The 24,184-nt window shown below is 61.9% G+C and carries 20 protein-coding genes; 2 read left to right on the forward strand and 18 right to left on the reverse strand.

From position 1 onward, the window contains the following. Positions 1-8 precede the first annotated feature (8 nt). The 8 genes from PSV33_RS17825 to PSV33_RS17860 form a co-directional block, all read right to left on the reverse strand. Complete coding sequence (locus tag PSV33_RS17825) at positions 9-1,511, reverse strand: class I SAM-dependent DNA methyltransferase (RefSeq protein ID WP_300563796.1); 1,503 nt, start codon at positions 1,509-1,511, stop codon at positions 9-11. 19 nt (positions 1,512-1,530) lie between these two features. Beyond that, on the reverse strand, positions 1,531-2,382 hold the full coding sequence (locus PSV33_RS17830) for a nucleotidyl transferase AbiEii/AbiGii toxin family protein (RefSeq protein ID WP_300563798.1): 852 nt from the start codon (positions 2,380-2,382) through the stop codon (positions 1,531-1,533). Beyond that, on the reverse strand, positions 2,345-3,412 hold the full coding sequence (locus PSV33_RS17835) for a type IV toxin-antitoxin system AbiEi family antitoxin (protein WP_300563800.1): 1,068 nt from the start codon (positions 3,410-3,412) through the stop codon (positions 2,345-2,347). Before PSV33_RS17835 ends, PSV33_RS17830 begins: the two co-directional genes overlap by 38 nt. A gap of 122 nt (positions 3,413-3,534) precedes the next feature. Beyond that, the gene (locus PSV33_RS17840; protein ID WP_300563802.1) at positions 3,535-4,368 is read right to left on the reverse strand and encodes an HNH endonuclease; all 834 of its coding nucleotides are present in this window, start codon (positions 4,366-4,368) and stop codon (positions 3,535-3,537) included. Positions 4,369-4,459: 91 nt separating this feature from the next. Continuing rightward, complete coding sequence (locus PSV33_RS17845; RefSeq protein WP_300563804.1) at positions 4,460-5,332, reverse strand: hypothetical protein; 873 nt, start codon at positions 5,330-5,332, stop codon at positions 4,460-4,462. Beyond that, positions 5,329-6,684, reverse strand: a complete 1,356-nt coding sequence (locus PSV33_RS17850; RefSeq protein ID WP_300563806.1) for a restriction endonuclease subunit S — start codon at positions 6,682-6,684, stop codon at positions 5,329-5,331. The genes PSV33_RS17845 and PSV33_RS17850 overlap by 4 nt, the downstream gene beginning before the upstream one ends. Continuing rightward, positions 6,681-9,500: a type I restriction-modification enzyme R subunit C-terminal domain-containing protein gene (locus PSV33_RS17855; protein ID WP_300563808.1), complete on the reverse strand. Its 2,820-nt coding sequence runs from the start codon at positions 9,498-9,500 to the stop codon at positions 6,681-6,683. Before PSV33_RS17855 ends, PSV33_RS17850 begins: the two co-directional genes overlap by 4 nt. Positions 9,501-9,643: 143 nt before the next feature. Then, positions 9,644-10,273, reverse strand: a complete 630-nt coding sequence (locus PSV33_RS17860; protein ID WP_300563809.1) for a glutathione binding-like protein — start codon at positions 10,271-10,273, stop codon at positions 9,644-9,646. Positions 10,274-10,390: 117 nt separating this feature from the next. On the opposite strand from PSV33_RS17860, the gene PSV33_RS17865 reads away from it, so the two are divergent. After that, complete coding sequence (locus PSV33_RS17865) at positions 10,391-11,935, forward strand: glycine betaine ABC transporter substrate-binding protein (protein ID WP_300563810.1); 1,545 nt, start codon at positions 10,391-10,393, stop codon at positions 11,933-11,935. A gap of 195 nt (positions 11,936-12,130) precedes the next feature. On the opposite strand, the gene PSV33_RS17870 is transcribed toward PSV33_RS17865, so the two are convergent. From PSV33_RS17870 to PSV33_RS17890, 5 genes are all read right to left on the reverse strand, one after another. Then, positions 12,131-13,417 carry a TRAP transporter large permease gene (locus PSV33_RS17870; RefSeq protein ID WP_300563812.1) on the reverse strand — a complete coding sequence of 429 codons (1,287 nt, stop codon included), beginning with the start codon at positions 13,415-13,417 and terminating at the stop codon, positions 12,131-12,133. Beyond that, a complete protein-coding gene (locus PSV33_RS17875) occupies positions 13,414-13,977 on the reverse strand; it encodes a TRAP transporter small permease (RefSeq protein WP_300563814.1) in 564 nt (187 codons plus the stop codon). Before PSV33_RS17875 ends, PSV33_RS17870 begins: the two co-directional genes overlap by 4 nt. A 19-nt stretch (positions 13,978-13,996) precedes the next feature. Then, positions 13,997-15,013 carry a TRAP transporter substrate-binding protein DctP gene (gene dctP / locus PSV33_RS17880; RefSeq protein WP_300563815.1) on the reverse strand — a complete coding sequence of 339 codons (1,017 nt, stop codon included), beginning with the start codon at positions 15,011-15,013 and terminating at the stop codon, positions 13,997-13,999. A gap of 36 nt (positions 15,014-15,049) precedes the next feature. Further along, complete coding sequence (locus PSV33_RS17885; RefSeq protein WP_300563817.1) at positions 15,050-16,255, reverse strand: CaiB/BaiF CoA-transferase family protein; 1,206 nt, start codon at positions 16,253-16,255, stop codon at positions 15,050-15,052. Between the two features lie 63 nt (positions 16,256-16,318). Beyond that, a complete protein-coding gene (locus PSV33_RS17890; RefSeq protein WP_300563819.1) occupies positions 16,319-17,299 on the reverse strand; it encodes a hydroxymethylglutaryl-CoA lyase in 981 nt (326 codons plus the stop codon). Between the two features lie 120 nt (positions 17,300-17,419). On the opposite strand from PSV33_RS17890, the gene PSV33_RS17895 reads away from it, so the two are divergent. Continuing rightward, positions 17,420-18,319, forward strand: a complete 900-nt coding sequence (locus PSV33_RS17895) for a LysR substrate-binding domain-containing protein (RefSeq protein ID WP_300563821.1) — start codon at positions 17,420-17,422, stop codon at positions 18,317-18,319. A 155-nt stretch (positions 18,320-18,474) separates the two neighbouring features. Here the strand turns inward: PSV33_RS17895 and PSV33_RS17900 are convergent, their stop codons facing one another. From PSV33_RS17900 to PSV33_RS17920, 5 genes are all read right to left on the reverse strand, one after another. Beyond that, positions 18,475-19,449, reverse strand: a complete 975-nt coding sequence (locus PSV33_RS17900) for a tripartite tricarboxylate transporter substrate binding protein (protein WP_300563823.1) — start codon at positions 19,447-19,449, stop codon at positions 18,475-18,477. 52 nt (positions 19,450-19,501) lie between these two features. Beyond that, the gene (glxR, locus tag PSV33_RS17905) at positions 19,502-20,398 is read right to left on the reverse strand and encodes a 2-hydroxy-3-oxopropionate reductase (RefSeq protein WP_300563825.1); all 897 of its coding nucleotides are present in this window, start codon (positions 20,396-20,398) and stop codon (positions 19,502-19,504) included. Positions 20,399-20,505: 107 nt separating this feature from the next. Beyond that, on the reverse strand, positions 20,506-21,288 hold the full coding sequence (garL, locus tag PSV33_RS17910; RefSeq protein WP_300563827.1) for a 2-dehydro-3-deoxyglucarate aldolase: 783 nt from the start codon (positions 21,286-21,288) through the stop codon (positions 20,506-20,508). A gap of 18 nt (positions 21,289-21,306) precedes the next feature. Then, complete coding sequence (gene garD / locus PSV33_RS17915) at positions 21,307-22,890, reverse strand: galactarate dehydratase (RefSeq protein ID WP_300563829.1); 1,584 nt, start codon at positions 22,888-22,890, stop codon at positions 21,307-21,309. Positions 22,891-22,900: 10 nt separating this feature from the next. Next, complete coding sequence (locus tag PSV33_RS17920) at positions 22,901-24,184, reverse strand: TRAP transporter large permease (protein ID WP_300563831.1); 1,284 nt, start codon at positions 24,182-24,184, stop codon at positions 22,901-22,903.

Here is a 24,184-nt window from a genome sequence, read left to right on the forward strand (position 1 = left end):
AGCAAACCTTAAGCCGACTCCTCGATATCAGCACCAAGGTCAGCGGCAATCAGTTTGAATTGCTCCAATGCCGCTTGCAGATCTTCCACAATCTCTTGGGCAATAACTGCCGGTGCAGGCAGGTTGTCGCTGTCGGCGAGGGAATCATCCTTCAGCCAGAAGATGTCAAGGCTGGCCTTGTCGCGCGCTGTCAGCTCTTCGTAGGTGTACATGCGCCAGCGACCGTCCGGGTTCTCGGCCGTCCACGTTGGTTTGCGCTTGTTGCGGTTGGCGACGTTGTACAGGTCCACAAACTCGTCGAGATCTTGCCGCCTGAGCGGGCTGGTCTTCAGTGTGAAATGCTTATTGGTGCGCAGGTCATATATCCACAGCTTTTTGGTCCACGGTTTTTCGTTGGCGGATTTTTTCTCCAGAAACAGCACATTGGCCTTGACGCCTTGCGCGTAAAACAGGCCGGTTGGCAAACGCAGCAGCGTATGCACATCGCACTCATGCAGCAGCTTGCGGCGGATAGTTTCGCCGGCCCCGCCTTCAAACAGCACGTTGTCAGGCAGCACCACTGCCGCGCGGCCATTGGTTTTAAGCAGCGTCTTGATGTGCTGCACAAAATTAAGTTGCTTGTTGCTGGTAGTGGCCCAGAAGTCGTCACGCTCGATGGTGTCCTTCTCGGTGCTGGTGCGGCCATCTTCACCCACGATGACGGTGCTGCTCTTTTTGCCGAACGGCGGGTTGGCCAGCACCACCTCATATCGTTCGCCCGGATCAGAACCCAGCGCGTCACCGACGATCACGGGCACCGACTTTTCAGACCCGATGCCATGCAACATCATGTTCATGGCGCACACCCGCGCGGTGGCCTGCACCAGTTCATAGCCGGTGAAGGCTTTTTCCTTCAGGTGCTTGAGCTGGTCGCGCGTCAGGTTCTTGTTGTGCTGGGTGATGTAGTTGTGCGCAGTGAACAGAAAGCCGCCTGTGCCACAAGCCGGGTCGCAGATGGATTCACCGGGCTGCGGGGCCATACAGTCCACCATGGCCTGAATCAGCGCGCGCGGCGTGAAGTACTGGCCGGCGCCGCTCTTGGTGTCTTGCGCGTTCTTCTCAAGCAAGCCTTCATACGCATCGCCTTTCACGTCGGCGCCCAGAATCGTCCATGTCTCGGCGTCAATCAAATCAACAATCACGCGGCGCAGCTTGGCCGGGTCCTGAAACTTGTTTTGCGCCTTGCCGAAGATCAGGCCCAGCGTGCCCTTTTGCTGACCCAGCGCCTCCAGCACGTGGCGGTAGTGGTCAAACAACTCGTCGCCATCCTTGGCCAGCAGCGACGGCCACGAATACGCGCCTGGAACAATGCTGACCTGGTTGTGCGGCGGCTGCGCGCGTTCGTCGGCCATCTTGAGGAACAGCAAATACGTGAGCTGCTCTACATAGTCGCCATAACTCATGCCGTCGTCGCGCAACACATTGCAGTAGTTCCAGAGTTTCTGGACGAGTCCGTTGGTGGTGGTGTTCATTCGGTAGGGGTTTTCAAAATCAGGTTTTTTGCAACAGCTCAGTACACAGCGCATGGATGATTCTGCGTGCGCGCTCCAGCGCCATATTTGACTGATGGGCCAGCAAGAGCGGGCCTTGCTCGTCTGTTTCAGGCTGCAGTATCGCGACGATGCGCCGGGTAGCAGGCGCGTCAATCAGTTCAAGCAAGTCACGGCCCAGCAGTCGTGCGCTCACTTCTTCATGGTCAAAATCTTCGGCTTCAAACAAATCGGCATGTTGGGCGGCCGCGTGGTCATACTTATCGCAGTCCAGGTAGTGCCGCAGGTACAGCATCAAGTCCGGTGCGTCACGCCCCGGAAACTTTTGCTTGCGGTCGTGCCAGGCCGTGATCTTGAGCAATGCCAGTGCGGGGATGCTCGCCACGTTGACCGATGCCTCATCAGGCAACAGGACCTGGTGGCTGGCTTGCATGGCCTCGCGCATGCCAAAGCAGTCAAACACGGTGTGCTCATCAGGCGGCCAGGCCAGGGTGCGGTCCGGCCGCTCCACGCCGCCAAAGGGCACGATGTCCAGTGGGTGCTTTGATGTTGTGTGGCGCAGCTTGTGTGTGGCGTCGTTCGAAACGGCCTCAAACTCGCCGCCGTCAATGAGGGCCTGGCGCAAAGCCTCAAACGTGCCCCAGTCGCGCACCATCACGCCAAAGTCAATGTCGTCGGTCTTGCGCCTGGTGTCTATGCCGTACACATGCAGCAACATCACGTCACGCGCGGCGGCCCCCATCAGAAAAAACCCGGCCCCCAACGGCGCCGCCACTGCCTGCAGCGGGCGCACCACCTGTGCCAGCGGCAACAGATCAAACCTGGCGGACAAGTCGTGCAACATGGCTTTCATACAAGCGTTTGGCCGTTTCCATGCAACGTGCATCGCCCGTGGCCAGCAGGTCGGCATACACCAGCACCGGCGGCACGCAAGGCCCGGCCACTGCGTCTTCAGGAAAGTGCCAAAACCGGTGGCGCACCTCCACCACGGCCTTGTGGCCCACGTCCGCCTCTTTGGCAAAGCGGTAACGTGCGGCCAGTTGGCCTGGCAGCTTGTCGGCATACATCGTCAGCTCACCCGGTGTCAGGTAGTTGGTCAGCAGCGCGCCAGCGGGCTCGCCGCCCCACTGGGCACCGCTCTTGTCGAGGGGCCATTCCTGCCAGCCCTCCAGCGCAGGCACGTAGTAGCGGCCTAGCAAGGTGCGTGGCCGCAACTGGCGTGCATAGGCATCAGCCCACAGCGCCAGCAATCGCTCGCCGTCAAACAGCCGGCGCGTGCCGCGCTTGCCATCCAGGTCCGCCACAAAGCCCTGGCGCTGCAGATCGGGCATGACCCAACCCACCGTGCCGTGGGCCACGCCGGCCCGGGCGGCCAGCTCGCGGTAAGGCAAATTGACCCACTCCGGGTGGCACAGCAGCGCAAACAACACCTGCAAGCCCGTGGGCTGAAAGGCCCGCCCCACCTGCGGCGTCACGGCCCTCAGCACCGGCTTGCGGCCTGTTGCCCACACCAACACATGGGGCTGCTGAATATAAGCATTGCCGGCGGTGTCCAAAAACTCACGCCCCTGCTTGCGCAAAGTCTCTGCCATGTCCGGGTTGATGTAGTCGGCCACCACCAGCCCAGGCAGGGCATGCGCCTCTGCTTGCCGGTCCAGCTGGTGCAGCGTCGCCCCCAGATTTGCAGGCCGTAGCAGGCGGCGTATTTCTGCTACGTACTTCTGGCCCTTGCCACCGCGGCCAATGCGCACCACGGCATCTGCGTGGGCCGCACCCCGCTTGAGCTGGGCATGTTCCAGTTGCGCGTCCAGCCCCAAGCCGAGCGCGGCTTCCAGGGCAGCGTTCAGCAGAGTGGTTTCCGGTTGTGTAGGCACTTTGTCCATTTATTCGTATTGTCCACGATTAATGGACGGGCATCAATAATGGACAACAGAAGTGATTCATTTGCGCAACTCGGCCCAAGATTGCTTAGGAACCGTTGCTTGATCGGGCCAGGTAAAGCCCGCTATTCAATTAAGTCCTGCTCGCTGGAAGGAACTGCTACGTCTCTCATGACCCGGAGGTTGGCTTCAACCACCTTACTCTGGAGTTGTACTCGCAGTGGCACACGGCGGTTGCTGTAGTGTGCTTCGCGATGGTGATTGGGGCAAAGAGCAATAACGTTGGTAACAAGGTCCATACCTTTTTCAGAAAGCGGTACTACGTGATGTGTCTCTAAAAATATCCGGCCATCATATTTAACAAACCCCGGTACATCACAAAATTCACATTTACCACTAGCGCGACGCAACACTGCTTTTCGAACGTCCAGGCTACGCACATAAACTTTTCCGCTGGCATCTCGTTGCTCGGGAAAGCCCTCATTCGGTTGAACGTCGAACTGATCGGTAAAGCGATCGGGCTCAGCACCCCGCGTCACCACACAATCACCTGTCGATTGGTCATACGAAGTAATAGCCCAAGGCACCAGATCCAACGCCCTTCGATAGACGTGGGATGGTTCTGAATCTGGGTCTTCCGCACTCCGCATGTCGCCTTGGCAAACAATTACGCGAATCGGGATCTTGGTTCGAGCGGCCTGTTGAATACAAAGATCCATACGCGAGGCGCGACGCTCCCAGGTTTTTTTTCCAGCTCTTCCCATAGCCAAGCCAAAACGCCGAGGATTAATCGTCTGAAGCAAGTTACCGTTTTGCTCGGTCATCGCATCAAACCAAAGATTCAGCACGACGACTTTTCCGGGTTCGACAAAGGCCCATTCATAACAATACTTGGGATTACTGGCAGCGCGTTCAGGCTTCGAGCCACTCCGAAAATTTGTCCAGTCTGAAACGTTCACGCCCGCCTCTCGTACGAGGTCCATAACTCTACGATGAACTTTAGGATCGACTTCGCTTAGCAAAGGTGACATTTTTCTCCGCCTCTTCGTACTAGTTAGACCAACCGAGCTCCCTCAGCACCAGCCCTACCGCAGCAATTGAATACTCGGCATCATCCTCGGTCACCGGACGGGTGCTTTTTTCTTCTTGAACATTTGGCTTATTTCGTGCGTGCAACCGGGCCAAAGAACGGCCTGTATTGCGGATTACAGCGAAGTCCTTCTCGGGAATCCTTCCAGATAGCTCCCAAAGATCTATCAACCGCAAGCTTGGGTCGCCCTCATTGGTGGACAGCCAAGCCCCAATACACCACTGTGCAACATCCCGCGCACGATCAACGACTGACTCCGGGCCAGCGCGATAAGCAGCTTCAATCAACTTCCCCACAGTCTCATTTACTTTGTGACGCGCATGCTCTGGAATTGCAGATTGGTCCAATTCCGGCAAAACGCCAAGAGCCGATCTGGCGCGAAGCGTAAACAGATCCTCTCCCGTAACGATGCGTTCAACACTTATCACACGCCAAAGTGTGAACGCCTGCCTACTGCCAAGCGCAATCAGCGCCTTCTCAAATCCCTCGCCGAACATGTTTAACGCCGACCGCCCATCAAAACCATGCAGGCTCATTGGCGAGAGGGCTTGTGAAGGGAGAAAAGAATGAGGTGTAACTTTCCACGACTGTGGTTGGGTGCCAGGATTGACGTAGAAACGACCTCGTCTAACCCGCGTTACTGGATCAAACGAATCCTCGCGAAATAGCAATTTCGCTGAATATAGGTCTGCATCGGGAGGTAGTTCGTCGAAATCAGCTTCTTCCCGAATCGGTGTTGCTAGCGAGAGCACAGGGGAAGGCCACAAACCATACCCATAATGCCCTTGCCCCTCGTAGACGAGTTTGGAGCTCCCATCTATGGCAATCATCATGATGAAAAAGCCTTTGAAAGCGTAGCCTGTCGCAGCGCCTGCGCGCGTTTGAGGTTGGTGTCGACCTCGGCCTCGACTTCGCGGACGATGGACAGGTGACGGTCGACTTCGGCGACGATGCGGATTTGCTCTGCGAGCGGCGGCAGAAGGACTGGCAACTCGCGCAACAAACCAAGTGGGGCAAATTTTTGGGTTGTTCCTTTTAGGCGTGGATCCAACCACTTGTTCAAGGGCGACGAAAGAAGCCAGTAGCAAAAGTACGTGGAATTTAGAAATTCTTGATTTGCTTTGAACAGCCCGACATTCTTGATACTGAACCGCTTTGAGGTCTGAACTTCGCACGGGTTGCCAACGGTTCCAATCATCGCGAACAACACATCACCAACTCCAACGCCTGATCGCTTCGATATTTCGTCGTGATCGCTCTCGGAAATGAACTTGACGTTCTCAAAATCAATTCCGTACTCTTCTAAATTTTTCGAGGTGACGAGCGGTACGCCATCGGATACATAGTCGGGCGTGTTATGTGTGCCATCTCGGACACTTGCGCAAACCTGCTCAGAACTTGCAATTACCCAACCTGCGGGAACTACGAACCCTTGCACCTCTGTTGATTGAGTTGCTGCTTTGAATTTTCCCCTACCCACCCACTTCGTTCGCCGCTCCGCAAGAGTCCGCTCCAAAAGCTGTTCGCCGGTTTCGAAGGTGCGGCCTTCGCGGTGGGCTAGGCTGGCTTCGGTTTCTACGAGGCGGCCTTCGACGGCGGCTTTGAGGACGGAGGCTTTGTAGCGTTTGAGGTTCGCTTTGACGCGCTGGAGGTTGGCGACGGCTTCGTCGAGGCGGGAGAACTGTTTTTCGAGTTCGGCGACGACTTCACGCTGCGTCTCTAACCCTGGACAGGGCACGGAAATATCCAACATCGTGCCTTGACTGACGGTGTTCTGACCTGCGCTGGACACCATATTCAATTCAATGTGACGTCTTACCGTCTGTGAGTTGAAGTAATGAGCAAGATAGCGATAGTCAACAATGGCTTGGTTCGGTCGCAAGCGAATGAAGTGATCGCAGTACGCCCAAGCGCGATTGGCTCGGAATTGAATAACGCGGCCGACGAGAGCCTTGCTCCCGTTTACCCGGATGCAGACAAGGTCCTCATGCTGGAGCGCGTACTTGGCAAGCTCCTTGGCCGTGAGGCGAATTTCTCTAGGGTCTGACTGATCGATCTTGCCTGCCGTGATGTCTGCAAGCCGCAATACAGGCGTGTTCACACCGTCCGTGCCACTGCGTTTCGATAGTCCGTTTTGTGACTCCAGAATTAGGTCGCGCAATGGCACCAAAGAGTACTGACTCATGCCGCCAACTCCCGATTCAATTCCTCAATCACCTTGGGCAGTTCCGCGCCAAAAAGCTGGTGCACTTTGCCCAGGCCGCCTTCGGTGTTGAAGGGGGCGTATTCGAAGTCGTCTATTTCTATGCCAAGGTTGGCGGCGATGTGGTCGCGGATCATTTCTAGCCAGTGAATTTGCTCGGGGGTGAAGGGAATACCTGAATTCCGGCCTTCGCCGGAATGACGTGTCTGGGTGCTTTGGCTGTGTTGGGCCAGCCAGGCCTTGAAGTTGGCCTGCACGCGCTCGGGGTAAGGCACCAGTTCATTGTCCTGTTGCATGGCAAAACGCACCAGGCTGACCAGGTCGGTCAGCAGGCGGCGCTGGCTGGCGCCTTTGACTTTGTCTTTGCGGATGGCGGCGTAGGCTTGCCATAGCGCACCTTCGTCGATCAGGTGCGGCGGAGCGTGCAAGGCGTCGGCCAGGGCTTTGACGTCATCAAACTTGAGCGGCGCGCGCGTCGGCCGGTTGTACAAAATTTGTAGAGCGGTGATTTCGTCTTTGTGCTGCTGGACGAAAGCCTCAAAACTTTGCACCAGTTCTTTGGCCCGGTCCGACCCTTCGGTGAAGGTGGCCGAGATCAGGGTGTCTTTGGTGACAATGTCTATGACCTGGTCAGCCTTTTGGCGCAGCTTGAGGATGAGGTTGCGCAGGTCCGGGTTGCTGAAGGGTTTTGCTGCTTCGCGCAGTCTGCTTTCGGCCTCGGCGGGCGACATGTCTTGTGTCGCGTCTATGTTGAGTGCCTGCACAATACCGCGCGCCAGATCTTGCAGGCTTTTGCCGCCGCTGGCGTCGGCAATCTTGCCTTTGTCGGCATCGCTCAGGTCCCGGTCCAGCCGGGCCAGCCTGGCGGCCACGCTGGAAAGCACCTCGTCTTCGACATTGCCCAGGCTCACGGCCTGCAGCAGTTTGTCAAACGGCACGCCCTTTTTCTGGTCCATGGGCCGGCTGTCGGTTTTGTCGCGTTCGCACACACCCACAGCATCGACGATGACGAAGTGGTCTTTGATGACGTGCTCGCCGGGGTTGACCTGCTGCAGGTCGGTCGGGTTGCAGATGCGCACACCCCGGCCCTTCATCTGTTCAAAAAAGCTGCGGCTTTTGACGCTGCGCATGAAGACCACAATTTCCACCGGCTTGATGTCGGTGCCGGTGGCGATCATGTCTACCGTGACGGCAATGCGTGGGTAGTAGGCCGTGCGGAAGTCTTTGATCAGTTGCTCGGGGCTGGTGCCGGTGGTTTTGTAAGTGATCTTTTGTGCAAACTCGTTGCCCCGGCCAAACTCTTCGCGCAGGATTTCAACAATCTTCTCGGCGTGGTTGTCGTCTTTGGCGAAGACCAGGGTTTTGGGCAACTCTTCGCGCTGGGGAAACAGGTCGGTCTGCCAGTTGTCGCGCAGGGTGCGCACCACAGTGCGTATCTGGTCGGGCGTTTGCACGGCGCGGTCAAGCTCTGAGGGGTCGTATTCAAAATCTTCGTCAAGCTGCCAGGCGGTTTTGCGGCGAGTGGCTTTGTCCAGCGTTTCGAGCCAGTAGCCTTTTTCAACCCTGGAGCCTTTTTCAGTCACATCGGTCTTGATGCGATACACGTCGTAATTGACGTTGACGCCATCAGCCACGGCCTGCGTGTGGCCGTACTCCATGACCAGATTCTGGTTGAAGAAGCCAAAGGTTTGCTTGTTGGGTGTGGCCGTCAGGCCGATCAAATAAGCGTCGTAATACTCCAGCACCTGGCGCCACAGGTTATAGATGCTGCGGTGCGCTTCGTCGGTGACGACGATGTCAAAGGTCTCGATGGGAATGGCCGGGTTGTAACCAAGCGGCGTCGGGTCCTTGAACAGGCTTTCTGCGCCCTCGGTGCTTTCTTCGTCGGCTTCTTCGGGCAGATCACGGCCCTTGAGCATGCTGAACATGCGCTGGATGGTGCAGATGACCACACGGGCGCTTTTGTCGAGCTGGTTGTTCTGCAGGTGCTGAACGATGTATTCCTCACCAAACTTGTAGCTGTTGTATGGCGAAGCATAGGCGTCAAACTCCTTTTTCGTCTGACGGGCCAGGTTGCCACGGTCCACCAGAAACAGCACGCGCCGCGCACCAGCAAACTTGATGAGGCGGTAGATAAAGCTGATGCTGGTAAAGGTTTTGCCGCTGCCCGTGGCCATCTGGATCAGGGCCTTGGGTTTGTTGGCGGCCAGGCTTTTTTCAAGATTCTGGATTGCGGTGATCTGCGCGGGCCACAGGTTGTAGCTGGCACCGCCTACGCCCCATTCGGTGATGAGTTGCGGCATGTGGGCCATGCGAGCCAGAAAGGTACCCGCCTCCTCGTTGACGGCGGCAGGTATGCCGGACGCATCTGGCACAGGCGCATAGGCCAGCCACTGCACCAGCATGTCCGGGCGGAAGAAGGCGAATACGCCACGGGCACGCGGGCGCGGGTCCAGCCCATTGGTGAAGTGGGTTTCAATGCCCGTTGATTCCCAGAGGAAGGGCAAAGGTCGTTGCCATGCCGGCAAGGTGCTGGGCAAGCCTTGCGCGTAGCGGCCGGACTGAACTTCAACGCCTGAAAGGGTGGCGCCTTCCTTTTTGGCTTCAATGACGCCACAGGCCTTGCCATTGACATACAGAAGGTAGTCGGCAAAACCAAAACCGGGATTGAGGGGGAACTCGCGAATGGCTACGCCGACAGAAGCATGGATGTTGGCATCGGCGACATTGCAGACGTGCCAGCCCGCTTGCTGTAGCAACGCGTCGATTCCGACTCTGGCTTTCGCTTCTGGTGTCATGCCCCCTCCCCTTGCCTGTGATTCTAGGGCTAGCGCCCTCTGCGTTAGAAATATGAGACAAATTGGCGTCTAGCCCCTACCGGACGGGCGCGAACAGCTACGCTATTGATAGCGAACCACGCATGAGCGCGGTGTCAATACGCTCACTTCAACGCCACCCTAAACCCCCGCGCCACCGCAGGCCGAGCCATCATCGCCCGATACCACCGCAACACATGCGGAAACTCCGCCAGATCCACCTTGTGTTTCTCATGCCGCCAAGCCCAGCCGACGATGGCTAAGTCGGCTATGGATATTTCTTCCCCCGCAAAGAAGGCGTGGTCAGCCAGCCGGCGGTCCATCACGCCGTAGAGGCGGCGGGTCTCGGCCAGGTAGCGTTCTGCGCCGTAGCGTTTGTCGGCCTCGTTGGTCAGACCCAGAAAGTGGTGCGCCTGACCCGGCATGGGGCCGAAGCCCCCCATTTGAAACATCAGCCACTCCATGACGGCGACGCGGCCGCGGGGGTCTTTGGGTAAAAACTTGCCGGTTTTTTCAGCCAGGTAGATCAGGATGGCGCCGGACTCGAAGACGCTGATGGGCTGGCCACCGGGGCCGTCAGGGTCCACGATGGCGGGGATGCGGTTGTTGGGGCTGATCTTTAGAAACGCCGGGTCAAACTGCTCGCCCTTGCCGATGTCGATGACATGCACGTCGTAGGGCAGGCCCATTTCTTCGAGGGCGACGCTGATCTTGCGGCCGTTGGGTGTGTCGAAGGCGTAGAGCTGGATGGTCATGGGGTTTGTCTGATGTTGGGGTCGGGTGGGGTCCAGTCTGCCACAGGCCCTTCGACAAGCTCAGGGCGAACGGTATTGAGGTTGCCAGTCCTGCGCTGTGGAAGACACAATAGGCCCATGACAAGCCGCCTCCCCGCCTTTGCCGCCCGCTGTCTTGCCGCGTTGCTGGCCGTTGCCAGTGGCCTCGCTTTCACCGCGCCCTCCTCCAACGACACGCTGCGCATCGGCTCCAAGCGTTTCACCGAGTCTTACATCCTGGCGCAGGTGCTGGCGCAGACGGCTGCGCCGCACACGCCCACGCCGCCTTCGGTGCTGCAGGGCCTGGGCAACACCGCCATTGTTTATGAGGCGCTGCGCTCGGGCAGCATCGACCTGTACCCGGAGTACGTGGGCACCATCAGCCAGGAGATCCTCAAGGGTGATGCGTCCATGAGCACGCAGGCCATGAACACCGCGCTGGCGCCGCTGGGCCTGGGGGTGGCGGTGCCGCTGGGGTTTAACGACGGTTACGCGCTGGCCATGCTTGAAGACACGGCGCAGCGGCTGGGCATCACGTCATTGAGTGATCTGGCCCAACACCCGGAGTTGAAGCTGGGCCTGTCGAACGAGTTCATTGGCCGCGCGGACGGCTGGCGCGGGCTGGCGCAGCGTTATGGCGCGCCGCAAGCCCCGGTGGCGCTGGACCACGGGCTGGCTTATGACGCGATAACGCAAAAACAGGTGGACGTGATCGACATCTACACCACAGACGCAAAAATCGGCCACCTGGGCCTGCGCGTGCTGAAGGACGACAAGGCCTACTTTCCGCGTTATGACGCGGTGCTGCTGTACCGGCTGGATGTGCCGCAGCGTTTTCCCAAAGCCTGGGCCGCGCTGCAGAAGGTGGCCGGCAGCATTGATGAAAACGCGATGATTGCCATGAACGCACGGGCCGAGTTGCAGGGCGTGGCCTTTGATGTGATTGCCCGCGACCATTTGGCAGCCAAGGGTGGCGCACCCGTGGCAACCAGCGCAACACAAGACCCGAGTAAGCGCGGCTTTTGGGCCAAACTCTTCGGCCCGGATCTGGCGCGGCTGACACGCCAGCACCTGGCGCTGACCTTCATCTCGGTTGGGCTGGCGGCGCTGATCGGCATTCCGCTGGCGGTGTGGGTGTTTCCGCACCCACGCCTGCGCGCCGTGGTGCTGGGCGCCACCGGGCTGATGCAGACCGTGCCTTCGCTGGCGCTGCTGGCCATGCTGATCTCATTGATGGGTGTGATCGGCACCGTGCCGGCGCTGATTGCGCTGATGCTTTATGCGCTGCTGCCCATCATGCGCAACACGGTGGCGGGCCTGGGCGAGGTCTCGGGCGGCCTGCGGCTGGCCGGGCAGGCGCTGGGCATGACGGCCGGCCAGCGCATGCGCCACATCGAGCTGCCGCTGGCGCTGCCGACGATTCTGGCCGGGCTGCGCACCGCGACTTCGATTGCGATTGGCACGGCGACGATTGCCGCCTTCATCGGTGCGGGCGGGTACGGCGAGCGCATCGTCACGGGGCTGGCGCTGAACGACGGCCAGTTGCTGCTGGCCGGCGCCCTGCCCGCTACGTTGCTGGCGCTGCTGAGTGAAGCGCTGTTTGAGGCGGTGGACTGGCTGCTGCGGCACCGGCGCATGCGCTGACGACGGGCGTGTGCGCAGAAGTTGCCCGCCCCGTTCCTGGCAATTCTTGTAGTCAAATTGGCCGCCAGCCCTTGCTGGCTGTGCGCTGCCAGCTATCAAAAGTGTAGTAAGTCCGTCGCGCTGTGATCGCGCATTGGGCGGCCCGGGCGGCGGCTCATCTCGCCAGCGGCCTCGGGCTCGCCTTCGGCCGCTGTGTCAGTTGCCGCGCATGGTGCTTGGCAGCCAGAGTGCAATCTGGGGCCAGATCATCACCATGGCCATCACCAGAATCATCAGCAGCACATAGGGCGCGGCACCGCGCACGATGGGCCCCATCGGCGACTTGGTGATGGCCTTGATGGTGAACAGGTTCATGCCCACCGGCGGTGTGATCTGCGCCAGCTCCAGGTTGATGACCAGCAGCACGCCGTACCAGATCGGGTTGATGTGCAGTTGCAGCATCACCGGCATGATGACCGGCGTGGTGATCAGGATGATGGAGATCGACTCAAGGAACATGCCGAGCACAAAGATCAGCGCCATCATCACGATCAGGAAGCCGGTCACGCCGATGTCGGCCGCAATGACGGTCTGCACCACCTGCTGGGGAATGCGCAGCTTGGTCAGCACATGGCCAAACACCGCGGCGCCGGCAAGAATCATGAACAGCATGGCCGAGACGCGGCAGGCGTCCAGTGCAGACTCCCAGATGCCGCGCCAGCCGACGGTGCGGTAGATGACCACCGCCACAAACAGCGCCAGCCAGGCGCCAGCCGCCGCCGCTTCGGTGGCGGTGAACAGGCCCGCGTACATGCCGCCCAGCACAAACACCGGCAGCGACAAGGCCCACAGTGACTTGCGGATGGCAACCAGCGCCTCGGGCAGCGTGGCCCGCTTCTCGCGTTTGATGTGCCGGTGCGTGACCGCCGTGCTGACCATGCTCCAGGCCACAAACACGCCGGCCATCAGCAGGCCCGGCAGGATGCCGGCCATGAACAGCCCGCCGATGGAGGTGTCGGTGGTCACGCCGTAAAGCACCATGGGGCCGGACGGCGGGATCAGGATGCCCAGCGTGCCACCGGCAGCCACCAGGCCATAGGCGGCCTTGGGCTCGTAGCCGTAACGGATCATCTGCGGAATCGCCACCGCACCAATCGTCAGCGCCGTGGCCACGCTGGAGCCCGAGATGGCCGCAAAAATCGTGCAGGCCAGGATGGTCGCGATGCCCAGGCCGCCGGGCAGGTGCCGCGTCAGCGTGTAGGCGGTGTTGTACAGGTCGTCAACGATGCGCCCGCGGATCATGATCTGCGCCATGAAGGCAAACAGCGGAATGGCCACCAGCAGGTAGCGGTTGATCTCGCCGAAGATGACTTCGGTGACCGAACCCAACTCGCCCTGGGTGGCCAGCAACAGGCCCCCGCCGAACAGCGCCAGCCCGGCAAAAATGGGCAGGCCGGTGAACAGCAGCAGCAACAGGCCAAGGAAGATCAGCGCAATGGTCATGGGGCCTCCCCGCCGGTGGCGTGGTCAGCCGACTCTGCCGGCACGCCGGCAAGCGCGCGCCAGAAGACCTCCAGCGCCGCCAGCGCCAGCAGCGCGCCGCCCACGGGCATCAGCAGCATCAGTATCCAGGTGGGCCACTCGAGCGAGCCCTCGGTCAGCAGGCCGAGCTTGTGCGCCAGCATGGCCGTGCCAGCGCCGTTGACGATCAGCACGCCGGCGATCACCATGGTCGCCAGCCCGGCCCAGCCTTGCGCCCAAAGGCGCGCGGCGGGTGACAGGCGTTCGACCAGCAGGTCCACACCGATGTGCTCGCCGCTGCGCAGGGTCTGCGCTGCGGCCAGCATGACGATGGCCACGAGATTGAACCCGACCAGGTCATCAACCCAGATCGGCGCCGCGTTGAAGACGTAGCGCATGATCACCGCCCAGCCGATCAGGGCAAGCGACACCAGCAGCGCGATGGCGGCCAGCGCCATGGCGGCGCCGCACAGCACCGACACCACGCGGCTCAGCCCGCGCAGCGCCGCCCCTTGCGGAGCGGCGGAGGTATTGCGTTGCATCAGGTATGCAGTCCGCGGTTCAAAGCCGGTCTATCAGTTCCAGCAGCTTGACGCCGTCGGGCGCGGTGGCGGCGAGGAACTCTTTCTTGACGGCTGGCTGCATGGCATCGGCCATGACTTTTTCCTGCGCCTTGGTCAGGGCCACGGTTTTCATGCCATTGTCATTGAGCACCTTGACGTCTGCCGCAGGCACGCCGTCAGTGGTGAGGATGGACCGCTGCACGGCCTTGTCGGCGGACTTCTGCACAGCCGCACGCACATCGGGCGGCAGGCCGTTCCACCAGGCCGGGTTCACCACCAGGTTGTCATAGGCCAGGATGATGTTGGAGGCCACGCCGAATTTCTGCACTTCGTAGAACTTGCGGCTGTGCGCGGCCTTGACGCCGGTGAACCCCGCATCGAGCACGCCGGTCTGCAATGCCTGGTAAACCTCGGAGCCGGGCATGGCTGACGGTCCGGCGCCCATGGCGGCCAGGCCGCTGTCGAACAGCTTGTTCAGCCCGCGAATCTTCAGGCCCGAAAAGTCCGCAGGAGTAACCAGCGGCTTGCTGTTGGAGGTGAAGATGCCGTCGTTGGTGTCCACGATCCACGCGATGTTTTTCACGCCTTTGGCTTCCATCTTGGCGTCGAGCAGCCTGGATGCCTCGGAGCCGATGAAAGCCTTCTGCTTGGCCACCGAGGTCATCAGGTAGGGAATGATGGTGACGCTCATCTCGGGGATGGTGCCGCCCCACTGGAAGCTCAGCATGGCCGCCGCCTCAATCTTGCCGCTGGCGACGGCGGGGTGATTCTGGTTGGGCTTGAAAAGCTGCGCGGCGCCGAAGATCTGAACTTCGACACGGCCGTTGGTGGCCTGCTTCACGTCCTTGGCGAATTGCTCCAGGTTCAAAGCCGTATGGTGCGTGGGCGGGAACTGGTGGCTGATGCGCATGGTGAAGTCTGCGGCCAGCGCAGGGCCAGCCAGGCCAAGCGCGGCCACGGCCGCAACCAGGGTGCGGCGAGTCAGTCGCAGGGAAGAAGTGTGGCGAGGGGTCATGTTTTTTGTCTCCGGTGGTTATAAAAAATTGGCTTGTCAGGCCACGGTCTGCGATTTGCGCAATTGCACGATGTCGTCTGGGCCGCAGCCCAGGCTAGTCAGCAGTTCGTCGGTGTGTTCGCCCAGTCGCGGCGGGTGCAGGCGCACACCCAGGCGCCCGCCGCCCATTGTGATGGGGAACAACGTGGTCTTGACGGTCTCACCAGCCCTGGGGCCGTCGGGCAGGCGCACATCGGCCAGCCCGCCGGTGGCCAGCAGGTGCTCGTCGTCCAGCAGGTCTTCGGGTTTGCGGATGGGCGCAAACGGCAGGCCGGCTTTTTCCATGATGGCAGACAGCTCGGCGGCGCTGCGCTGCGCAAGGCGTTCTCGCAGGGTCAGCAGCAGCCGGGGCCGCTGCACCACGCGCAGGTTGTTGGTGGCCAGCTCGGGCTCGGCCTTCAGGTCGGCAAAACCGAGCACGTCGCAGAACTTGACCCACTGCGCGTCGCTGACCGCGGCCAGGAAGATCTGCTCGCCGTCCTTGACGGTGAACACGTCGTACACCGCCCAGGGATTGTCGCGTGCCGGCAGCGGCGCGGCGGGCTTGCCGGTCATGGCGAACTGCAGCATGTGCTGGCCCATCAGGAAGACATTGTTTTCATACAGCGCGGACTGCACCTCCATGCCTTTGCCGGTGATGCCGCGCTGGATCAATGCGCCCAGCGCACCGATGGCGCCGAACAGCCCGCCCATGATGTCGTTGACGCTGGTGCCGGCGCGCAGCGGGTCGCCGGGCCGGCCCGTCATGTAGGCCAGGCCGCCCATCATCTGCACCACCTCGTCGAGTGCGGTGCGGTGGTCGTAGGGCCCGGGCAGAAAACCCTTGTGGCTAACGTAAATCACGCGCGGATTGACCTGGCTCAGCGCGGCGTAGTCCAGCCCGTACTTGGCCATGGTGCCGGGCTTGAAGTTCTCGGCCACCACGTCGGCCGTGGCGCACAGCTTGCGCGCTAGCGCGGCGCCGGCCTCGGTGTGCAAATCAATGCCCATGCTTTTCTTGTTGCGGTTGAACATGGGGAAAAAACCCGAGCCTGCGCCCAGCAGGCGCCGCGTGCGGTCGCCGTCAATAGGCTCGATCTTGATGACCTCGGCGCCCATGTCGGCCAGCACCATGCCGCAGGTCGGGCCCATGACCATGTGGGTGAACTCGATGACGCGCAGGCCGGTGAGAGGTTGCGGTATGGTGGGGTCAGGGCTTGTCATCAGAAGTCCGGTTGGGGTTGAGTCTGTCATGCCGGACGTGATCCGGGATCCGTGTCCTGGAGGTCAAGCCACCGCAGTCATGGTCGGGGAAGGCGCGTTCGCGGGCTTCATGGTTTTGGGCAGACCGGCGCGCCACAGGGTGCCGTGCAGTGTTTCCGTGCTGAGCCAGCCGGCGAGCTTGCTGCGCAAGGCAATGAGCTTGTCAAAGTCCAGCCCGGTGGCGATGTCCATGCTGGCCAGCATGTAGGCCAGGTCTTCGGTGCTGACGTTGCCGCTGGCGCCGGGCGCGTGCGGGCAACCGCCTATGCCGGCCAGGCAGGCGTCAAAACGTGTCACGCCCATCTGCAGCGCGGCATACACATTGGCCAGACCCAGGCCGCGTGTGTCGTGAAAGTGGCCGCAGTTGAGTTTGTCGCCAGCCACCGGCAAGATCAGTGCAAACAACGCCTGCACCATGGCCGGATCGGCATACCCCACGGTGTCGGCCAGGCCCACGCGGTCTGCACCGGCGTCGAGCACGGCGCGCACCAGGCGCAGCACCTCAGCGGGCTCCACGCGGCCCTGCAGCGTGCAGCCAAAGGCCGTGCTGATGCCCACCTCGATCACGGTGCGCGAGCCCGTGGCCTCGCGTGCGTCCACGATGCGGGCAATGTCGGCCACCACTTCGTCGGGCGTCTTGCGCAGGTTGGCCAGGCTGTGGGCATGGCTGGCCGACAGTGGCAGCAGCATGAGCTCGGCCTCGCACTCCATGGCGCGCTGCGCGCCCTTGAGGTTGGGCACGAGCACCGAGGCCACCAGACCCGGCAGCGTTTTGGCAAAGGCCAGCAGTTCGGCGGTGTCTGCCAGTTGCGGCAGCAAGCGCGCGGGCACGAACGAGCCGACTTCAATCTCGCGCTGGCCGGCGTCGTAGGCGCCCTGTATCCATTGCAGCTTTTGTTCGGTGGGCATCACGTGGGCGATGCTTTGCAGGCCGTCGCGCAGGCCGACCTCGCGGATGGTCGCGTGGCGGGGCAGGCCCGCTGGCGCTGGCGTGAATTCGGTCAATGCATGTCTCCTCAAGGGTGCGGGTCAGCCGCCAGTCTAGATTTTCCAGAACAAGCCGGCAACTCATATTTGGAATACATATAATTCCAATCCGGAACATCTTGTCAACAATGCCATCCCATGCGCGACCTTGATCTCACCACGCTGCGGCTGTTCGTCCTGGTCTGCGAGACCGGCAACATTGCGCGTGCGGGTGAGCGGGCCAACATTGCGGGCTCGGCCATCAGCAAGCGTCTGGCCCAGCTCGAAGACACCGTGGGCACCCCGCTGCTGCAGCGCAAGCGCCACGGCATGACGCCCACGCCGGCTGGCGAAACATTGCTTGAACACGCGCGCGCCATGCTCGCCAGCGCCGGGCGCATCGAGCGCGACATGGCCGCCTACGCCGCCGGGGTGCGCGGTCAGGTGCGCATCCTGGCTTCGGCTTCGGCACTGGCCGAATCGCTGGCCGACGATGTGGCGGCCTTTTTGCAGCACCCCGACCACCGCAACATCCAGGTGGACATGGAAGAACGCGTGAGCCCCGACATCGTGCGCGGCGTGAGTGACGGCACGGCCTCGGTCGGCGTTTGCTGGGACGCCGCCGATGTGGGCACGCTGACAGCGCGCCACTACCGAAGCGACCACCTGGCCGTGGTCGTGCCTGCGGGCCATCCGCTGGCCAAACGCAAACAGGTGCGCTTTGCCGACACGCTGGACTACGAACACGTGAGCCTGCCCGTGGCCAGCGCGGTGCACGTGATGCTGCAGCGCGCCGCGGCCGAGCAAGGCCGCAGCCTGATACACCGCGTGGTGGTGGCCAACTTCGAGGCCGCCCTGCGCGTGGTGCGCGCGCGCCTGGCCATCTGCGTGGTGCCACGCGAGGTGGCCGAGATTTACGCGCAGCCCTACGGCGTGCGCATCCTCGCGCTGAACGAGCCCTGGGCCCGGCGGCGCTTCATCGTCTGCCACCGCGCCAACGTGTCGCCGGCCGCGTTGCTGCTGGTGGAGCACCTGGCGGCGCAGGCCGGGAAAGCCTGAGGAGAGGCTGAGGAGAGGCTGAAAATATAAAAAAGCCCAGTGGGGCCTTTTTGCGTTTTACAGGGGAGTCCGCCGATTTATAGAGCCAGATCGGCCTCCAGCCCATGTTCTACAGGCGCAAGCAGCTATCAAAATGATAGTTCTGCGAGCGCCAATCAGTCCAGCTTGATGTTCGCGGCGGCCACCACGGCGGCCCAGCGCTTGCGCTCCTGGTTGAAGAAGGCGTCCTGCTCGGCCGGCGACATGGTGGCCACCTCGGCGCCCTGCCCGCTCAGCCTGGCGCGGATCTCGGGGCTGCGGATGATTTTGATCAGCTCGGTGTTCAGGCGGTTGACGATGGGCTGCGGCGTGCCGGCAGCGACCAGCACACCCTGCCAGGTACCGGACTCGAAGCCGGCAATGCCCTGCTCTTGCAGCGTGGGCACGTTGCCGATCAGCGGCATGCGCGTGGCCTTGGAGACGCCGAGGATCTTGAGCTGGCCGCTCTGCACAAACGGCAGCGTGGCCAGCATGCCGTTCATCAGCACCTGGGTCTGGCCGGCAACCGTGTCATTGATGGCCTGCGAACCGCCCTTGTAGGGGATGTACTGCCACTTGGCGTTGCTGGCGCGCTCAACAGCCACGCCGGCCAGGTGTGGCGCGCTGCCCATGGCCGTGACGGCGAAGTTGAGCTGCTTCGTTTGCGACAGCGCCACCAGTTCCTTGAGGTTGCTGGCAGGCACCGAGGGGTGCACCACCAGCAAGTGCGGCGAATAGGCCAGCATGGTCACGCCGCGCAGGTCCTTGCTCGGGTCGAACTGCAGTTTTGTATAGACCGAGGGGCTGATGGCCAGCGCGCCGGTGTCGCACAGCAGCAGGGTATAGCCGTCGGGCGCGGACTTGGCGACCAGGTCGGCGCCGAGGTTGCCGTTAGCGCCAGCGCGGTTTTCAACAATCACGGGCTGCTTCAGCGCTTCTGACAGCGCCTGGCTGATGGAGCGGCCAATGATGTCTGACGAGCCGCCCGGTGGGTACGGCACGATCAGGCGGATCGGCTTGGACGGCCAGGCGGCGGTTTGCGCCTGCACGCCGGAAGCGGCCAGGCCCAGGGCCACGGATGATGCGAGCACTTTGCGGCGATTGAGGGTCATGGTGTGTCTCCTGAATATCGGTTGCTGAAAAATAGCGGTTTGTGATTTGGCGTTATGCCTTGGCGACTTCGTGGTTGGCCATCAGCTCCAGTGCGCGCACCAGGGCCGAATGGTCCAGGTCCTGCATGCCGTTGGCGCTGCAGACCTGCATCAGTTGTGCGGCGCTGGCGGTTTGCGGCAGCGCCACACCAAGCGTGCGCGCACCGGCCAGGGCCAGGCCCAGGTCCTTCTGGTGCAGGCCGATGCGAAAACCCGGGTTGAAGGTGCGCTTGATCATGCGTTCGCCGTGCACTTCCAGAATGCGCGAGGCGGCAAAACCGCCCATCAACGCCTGGCGCACCTTGGCCGGGTCGGCGCCGGCCTTGCTGGCAAACAGCAGGGCTTCGCCGACGGCGGCGATGTTGAGCGCGACGATGATCTGGTTGGCCACCTTGCAGGTCTGTCCGTCGCCATTGCCGCCGACCAGCGTGATGTTTTTTCCCATCAGCTCGAACAGTGGCTTGACGCGCTCGAACGCGGTATCGGGGCCGCCGACCATGATGGTCAGGCTGGCAGCCTTGGCGCCGACTTCTCCGCCGGAGACCGGTGCGTCGAGGTAGTCAGCACCCAAGGCGTTGATCTTTGTCGCAAATTCCTTGGTGTCCATCGGCGAGATCGAGCTCATGTCCACCACGGTTTTGCCTTTGCCTTTGCCCTTCAGGCCGGCGGCCACGCCCTTGTCGCCGAACAGCACTTTCTGCACATCCGGCGTGTCGGGCAGCATCATGAAAATGATGTCGGCCTTCTCGGCGACTTCTTGCGCCGAGGCACAGGCCACGGCCTGGCCGGTCAGCAGATCGGCGGGCACCTTGCTGCGGGTGGTGAGGAAGACCTCGTGGCCCGCCTTGATCAGGTGTGCGGCCATGGGGGCGCCCATGATGCCGAGGCCGATAAAACCCAGCTTGCTCATTTCAAATACTCCCGTTGTTCGTTAAAAAATATCTGCGGTCCATGAGCCGCGGTTCAGAAGGCGGATGCATGGATTCCGGATCGAGTCCGGGATGAGAGCCAGAAAAACTAATCGCGGTACTTGTCGTGCAGGGCCTGTGTGGCGCCGCGGAACACGCCCAGATCGCTGCCGACGGCCACAAACGTGGCGCCCATGGCCATGTAGCGGCGAGCGTCGGCCTCCACCGGCGCGAGAATGCCGGTCGGTTTGCCGCAGGCTTTCGCATCGGCAAACACCGCGGCAATGGCAGCCTGCACCTCGGGGTGACCGGCGTTGCCCAGGTGGCCCAGGCCGGCGGCCAGGTCCGAGGGGCCTACAAAAATGCAGTCCACGCCGTCGAGCGCCGCAATGTCGCGCGCCGCCGCCACACCGGCGCGGCTTTCGATTTGCACCATCACGCAGATGTGATCGTTGATCGACTTGAAGTAGTCCGGCACGGTGCCGTAGCGGTTGCTGCGTTGGGACACCGACACGCCGCGTATGCCCTGGGGCGGGTAGCGCGTGGCCGACACCGCGCGTTTCGCCTCGTCCACACTTTCTACAAAGGGCACGAGGAAGTTGTAGAAGCCGGCGTCGAGCAGGCGTTTGATCTCGACTTCGTTGTTGGAGGACGGCCGCACCACGGGCGCGCTGGGGCTGTCTTTCAGCGCCATCAGCTGCGGGATGAAGGTGGCCACATCGTTGGGCGAATGTTCGCCGTCGAGCAGAATCCAGTCGAAGCCGGCCACACCCAGCACCTCGGTGGTGATGGCGTTGGACAGCGAGGACCAGCAGCCGATCAGCTTTTTGCCGGCCAGCAAATCGCGCTTGAAACTGTTGGGGAAAGACTGGTAAGGGGTGGCGTGGGTCATGGGGGGCCTTGTGAAGCGTCAGGTTATGGGGGCGGGGTTGAACAGCACCAGCGCGTTGTGCAGCTTCCAGTGTTCGGCCCAGGTTTTCTTGCGGCCGCTGGCGACTTCGAGCATCAGGTGAAACAGCTCCCAGCCCACGTCCGGGATACTGGCCTGGCCATCGGCAATGCGGCCGGCGTTGATGTCCATCAGGTCGTGCCAGCGTCTGGCCAGGTCGCTGCGGGTGGCAACCTTGATCACCGGGCATTCGGCCAGGCCGTAAGGGGTGCCGCGACCGGTGGTGAAGACATGCAGGTTCATGCCGGCGGCGAGCTGCAGCGTGCCGCAGATGAAGTCACTGGCCGGCGTGGCCGCGTAGATCAAGCCCTTTTGTTTGAGCTTTTCGCCGGGCGCCAGCACGCCGCTGATGGGCGCACTGCCGGACTTGACGATGGAGCCCATGGCTTTTTCGACGATGTTGGACAGCCCGCCCTTCTTGTTGCCGGGCGTGGTGTTGGCGCTGCGGTCCACCTGGCCCTTTTGCAGGTAGGCGTCGTACCAGGCCATCTCGCGGATCATGGCTTGCGCCACCTCGGGTGTGCTGGCGCGTGAAGTCAATTGATCAATGCCATCGCGCACCTCGGTGGTTTCGGAAAACATCACCGTGGCACCGGCGCGCACCAGCAGGTCGGTGCAGAAGCCGACGGCCGGGTTGGCCGTCACGCCGGAAAACGCATCGCTGCCGCCGCACTGCACACCCACCACCAGCTCGCTGGCGGGCACGGTCTCGCGGCGGCGCGCATTGAGCTTTTCCAGGTGCAGCACGGCCGCCTGCATGATGGAGTCAATCATGGACATGAAGCCCACATGGTTCTCGGACTGCAGGCAGACTACATCGAGTGGCGCTTCGGCGTTGACGCCCACATCGGCCACATTGCGTTCATCAACGATCTGTATGGTGCCGGGCGGCAGCAGGCGCTCGGGCTGCAGCTTCTCGCAGCCCAGGCTGACCACCATCACCTCGCCGCCGAAGTTGGGGTTCAGGCTGATGTTGCGCAGCGTGCGGATGGGGATGATGGCGTCGGGCGCGTCGATGGCGACGCCGCAGCCATAGGTATGCTCCAGGCCGACCACATCATCAACATGGGGGAACTTGGGCAGCAGCTCGGCCTTGATGCGCTGGACGGCGAACTCCACCACGCCGGCCACACACTGCACCGTGGTGGTGATGGCCAGGATATTGCGCGTGCCGACCGAACCGTCGGCATTGCGGTAACCCTCGAAGGTGTAGCCTTCGAGCGGCGCCAGCGCCGGGGGTTTGACCGTGGCGATCGGCAGCCCTTCGAGGCCGCGCGCGGCCGGCATCTCGAGCAGGCGCTCGTGCACCCAGCTGCCGGCGGGAATGTCTTTCAGTGCATAACCGATGGGCACGTTGTAACGCAGCACCGCACTGCCCTGCGGCATATCGACCAGCGCAACCTTGTGGCCTTGCGGCACCTTTTCGCGCAGCACCAGGCCGCCGGCAAAGGTGGCGCCCGGGGCCAGACCACCGTCGTTGGCGACGATGGCCACGTTGTCGTCCGCGTGCATGCGGATGTAGAGGGGCGCGTCGGGTGCAGCCATGTTGCTCACTTCAGACGCCGACCAGACGCGGAAGCCACAGCGACAGCGCGGGCACGTAGGTCACGATGCCCAGCACCACCACCAGCAGCGCAAAAAACGGCATCAGCGCACGCACGACTTTTTCGATGGGCAGCTTGCCCACGGCGCTGCCGACAAACAGCACGGTGCCCACCGGCGGCGTGATCAGACCGATGCCGAGGTTGACGATCATGATCATGCCGAAGTGCACCGGGTCCACGCCGACAGCCGTCACCACCGGCAGCAGGATGGGCGTGAGGATCAGGATCAGCGCCGCCATGTCCATCAGCGTGCCCAGCACCAGCAACATGAAGTTGATGGCCAGCAGGATCAGGTAACGGTTGTCGGTCATCGAGGTCAGCAAGGCGGTGACCTTCAGCGGAATCTGCATCAGCGTCATGATGTAGCCGAAGGCCGCCGCGAAACCGATCAGGATCATCACGATGGACACCGTTTTCACGGTGCGGTGCATCAGCCTGGGCAGGTCGTTCCACTTGTAGTCGCGGTAGATGAACATGGTCACAAAAAAAGCCCAGAGCACCGCGATAGAGGCCGACTCGGTGGCCGTGAACACGCCAGAAAGAATGCCGCCCAGGATGATGACCATGGTCATCAGGCCCCACAGGGCGTCGGCGCAGATGCGTAGCGCCTGCTTCAGAGGAATGGCGTGCCCCTTCGGAAAATTGCGCTTGCGTGCGATGTAGAGGCAGTAGGTCGCCAGCGTCAGGCCCAGCAACAGGCCCGGCAACACACCGGCCATGAACAGCGCGGCCACGGAGATGGAGCCGCCGGCGGCCATGGAGTAAATCACCGCGTTGTGGCTGGGCGGAATCAACGTGGCCTGGATGGAGCCGCTGACGGTCAGCGCGGTCGAGAAGTCGCGCGGATACCCCTTTCGGACCATCTCGGGAATCATCACCGAGCCGATGGACGCCGTGTCGGCGACCGACGAGCCGGAGATGGCCCCAAAAAAGGTGGACGCCAGGATGTTGACCAGCGACAGCCCGCCCCGCACAAATCCCACCAGCACGCTGGCAAAGGCCACGAGGCGGCGCGACATGCCGCCCTCGGCCATGATGGCGCCGGCCAGCACGAAGAACGGGATGGCCAGCAGCGAGAACTTGTTGACGCCGCTGGCGATCTGGATCATGACCGCGTCCAGCGGCAGCTCTATCCATACGGCGCCGATCAGCGCGGCCAGACCCAGCGAATAGGCGACCGGCATGCCGATCAGGATCAGCACGATGAAACTTCCGAGTAAAACGAGCGCATCCAT

Source organism: Polaromonas sp., from assembly GCF_029945895.1.
GTDB lineage: Bacteria > Pseudomonadota > Gammaproteobacteria > Burkholderiales > Burkholderiaceae_C > Polaromonas.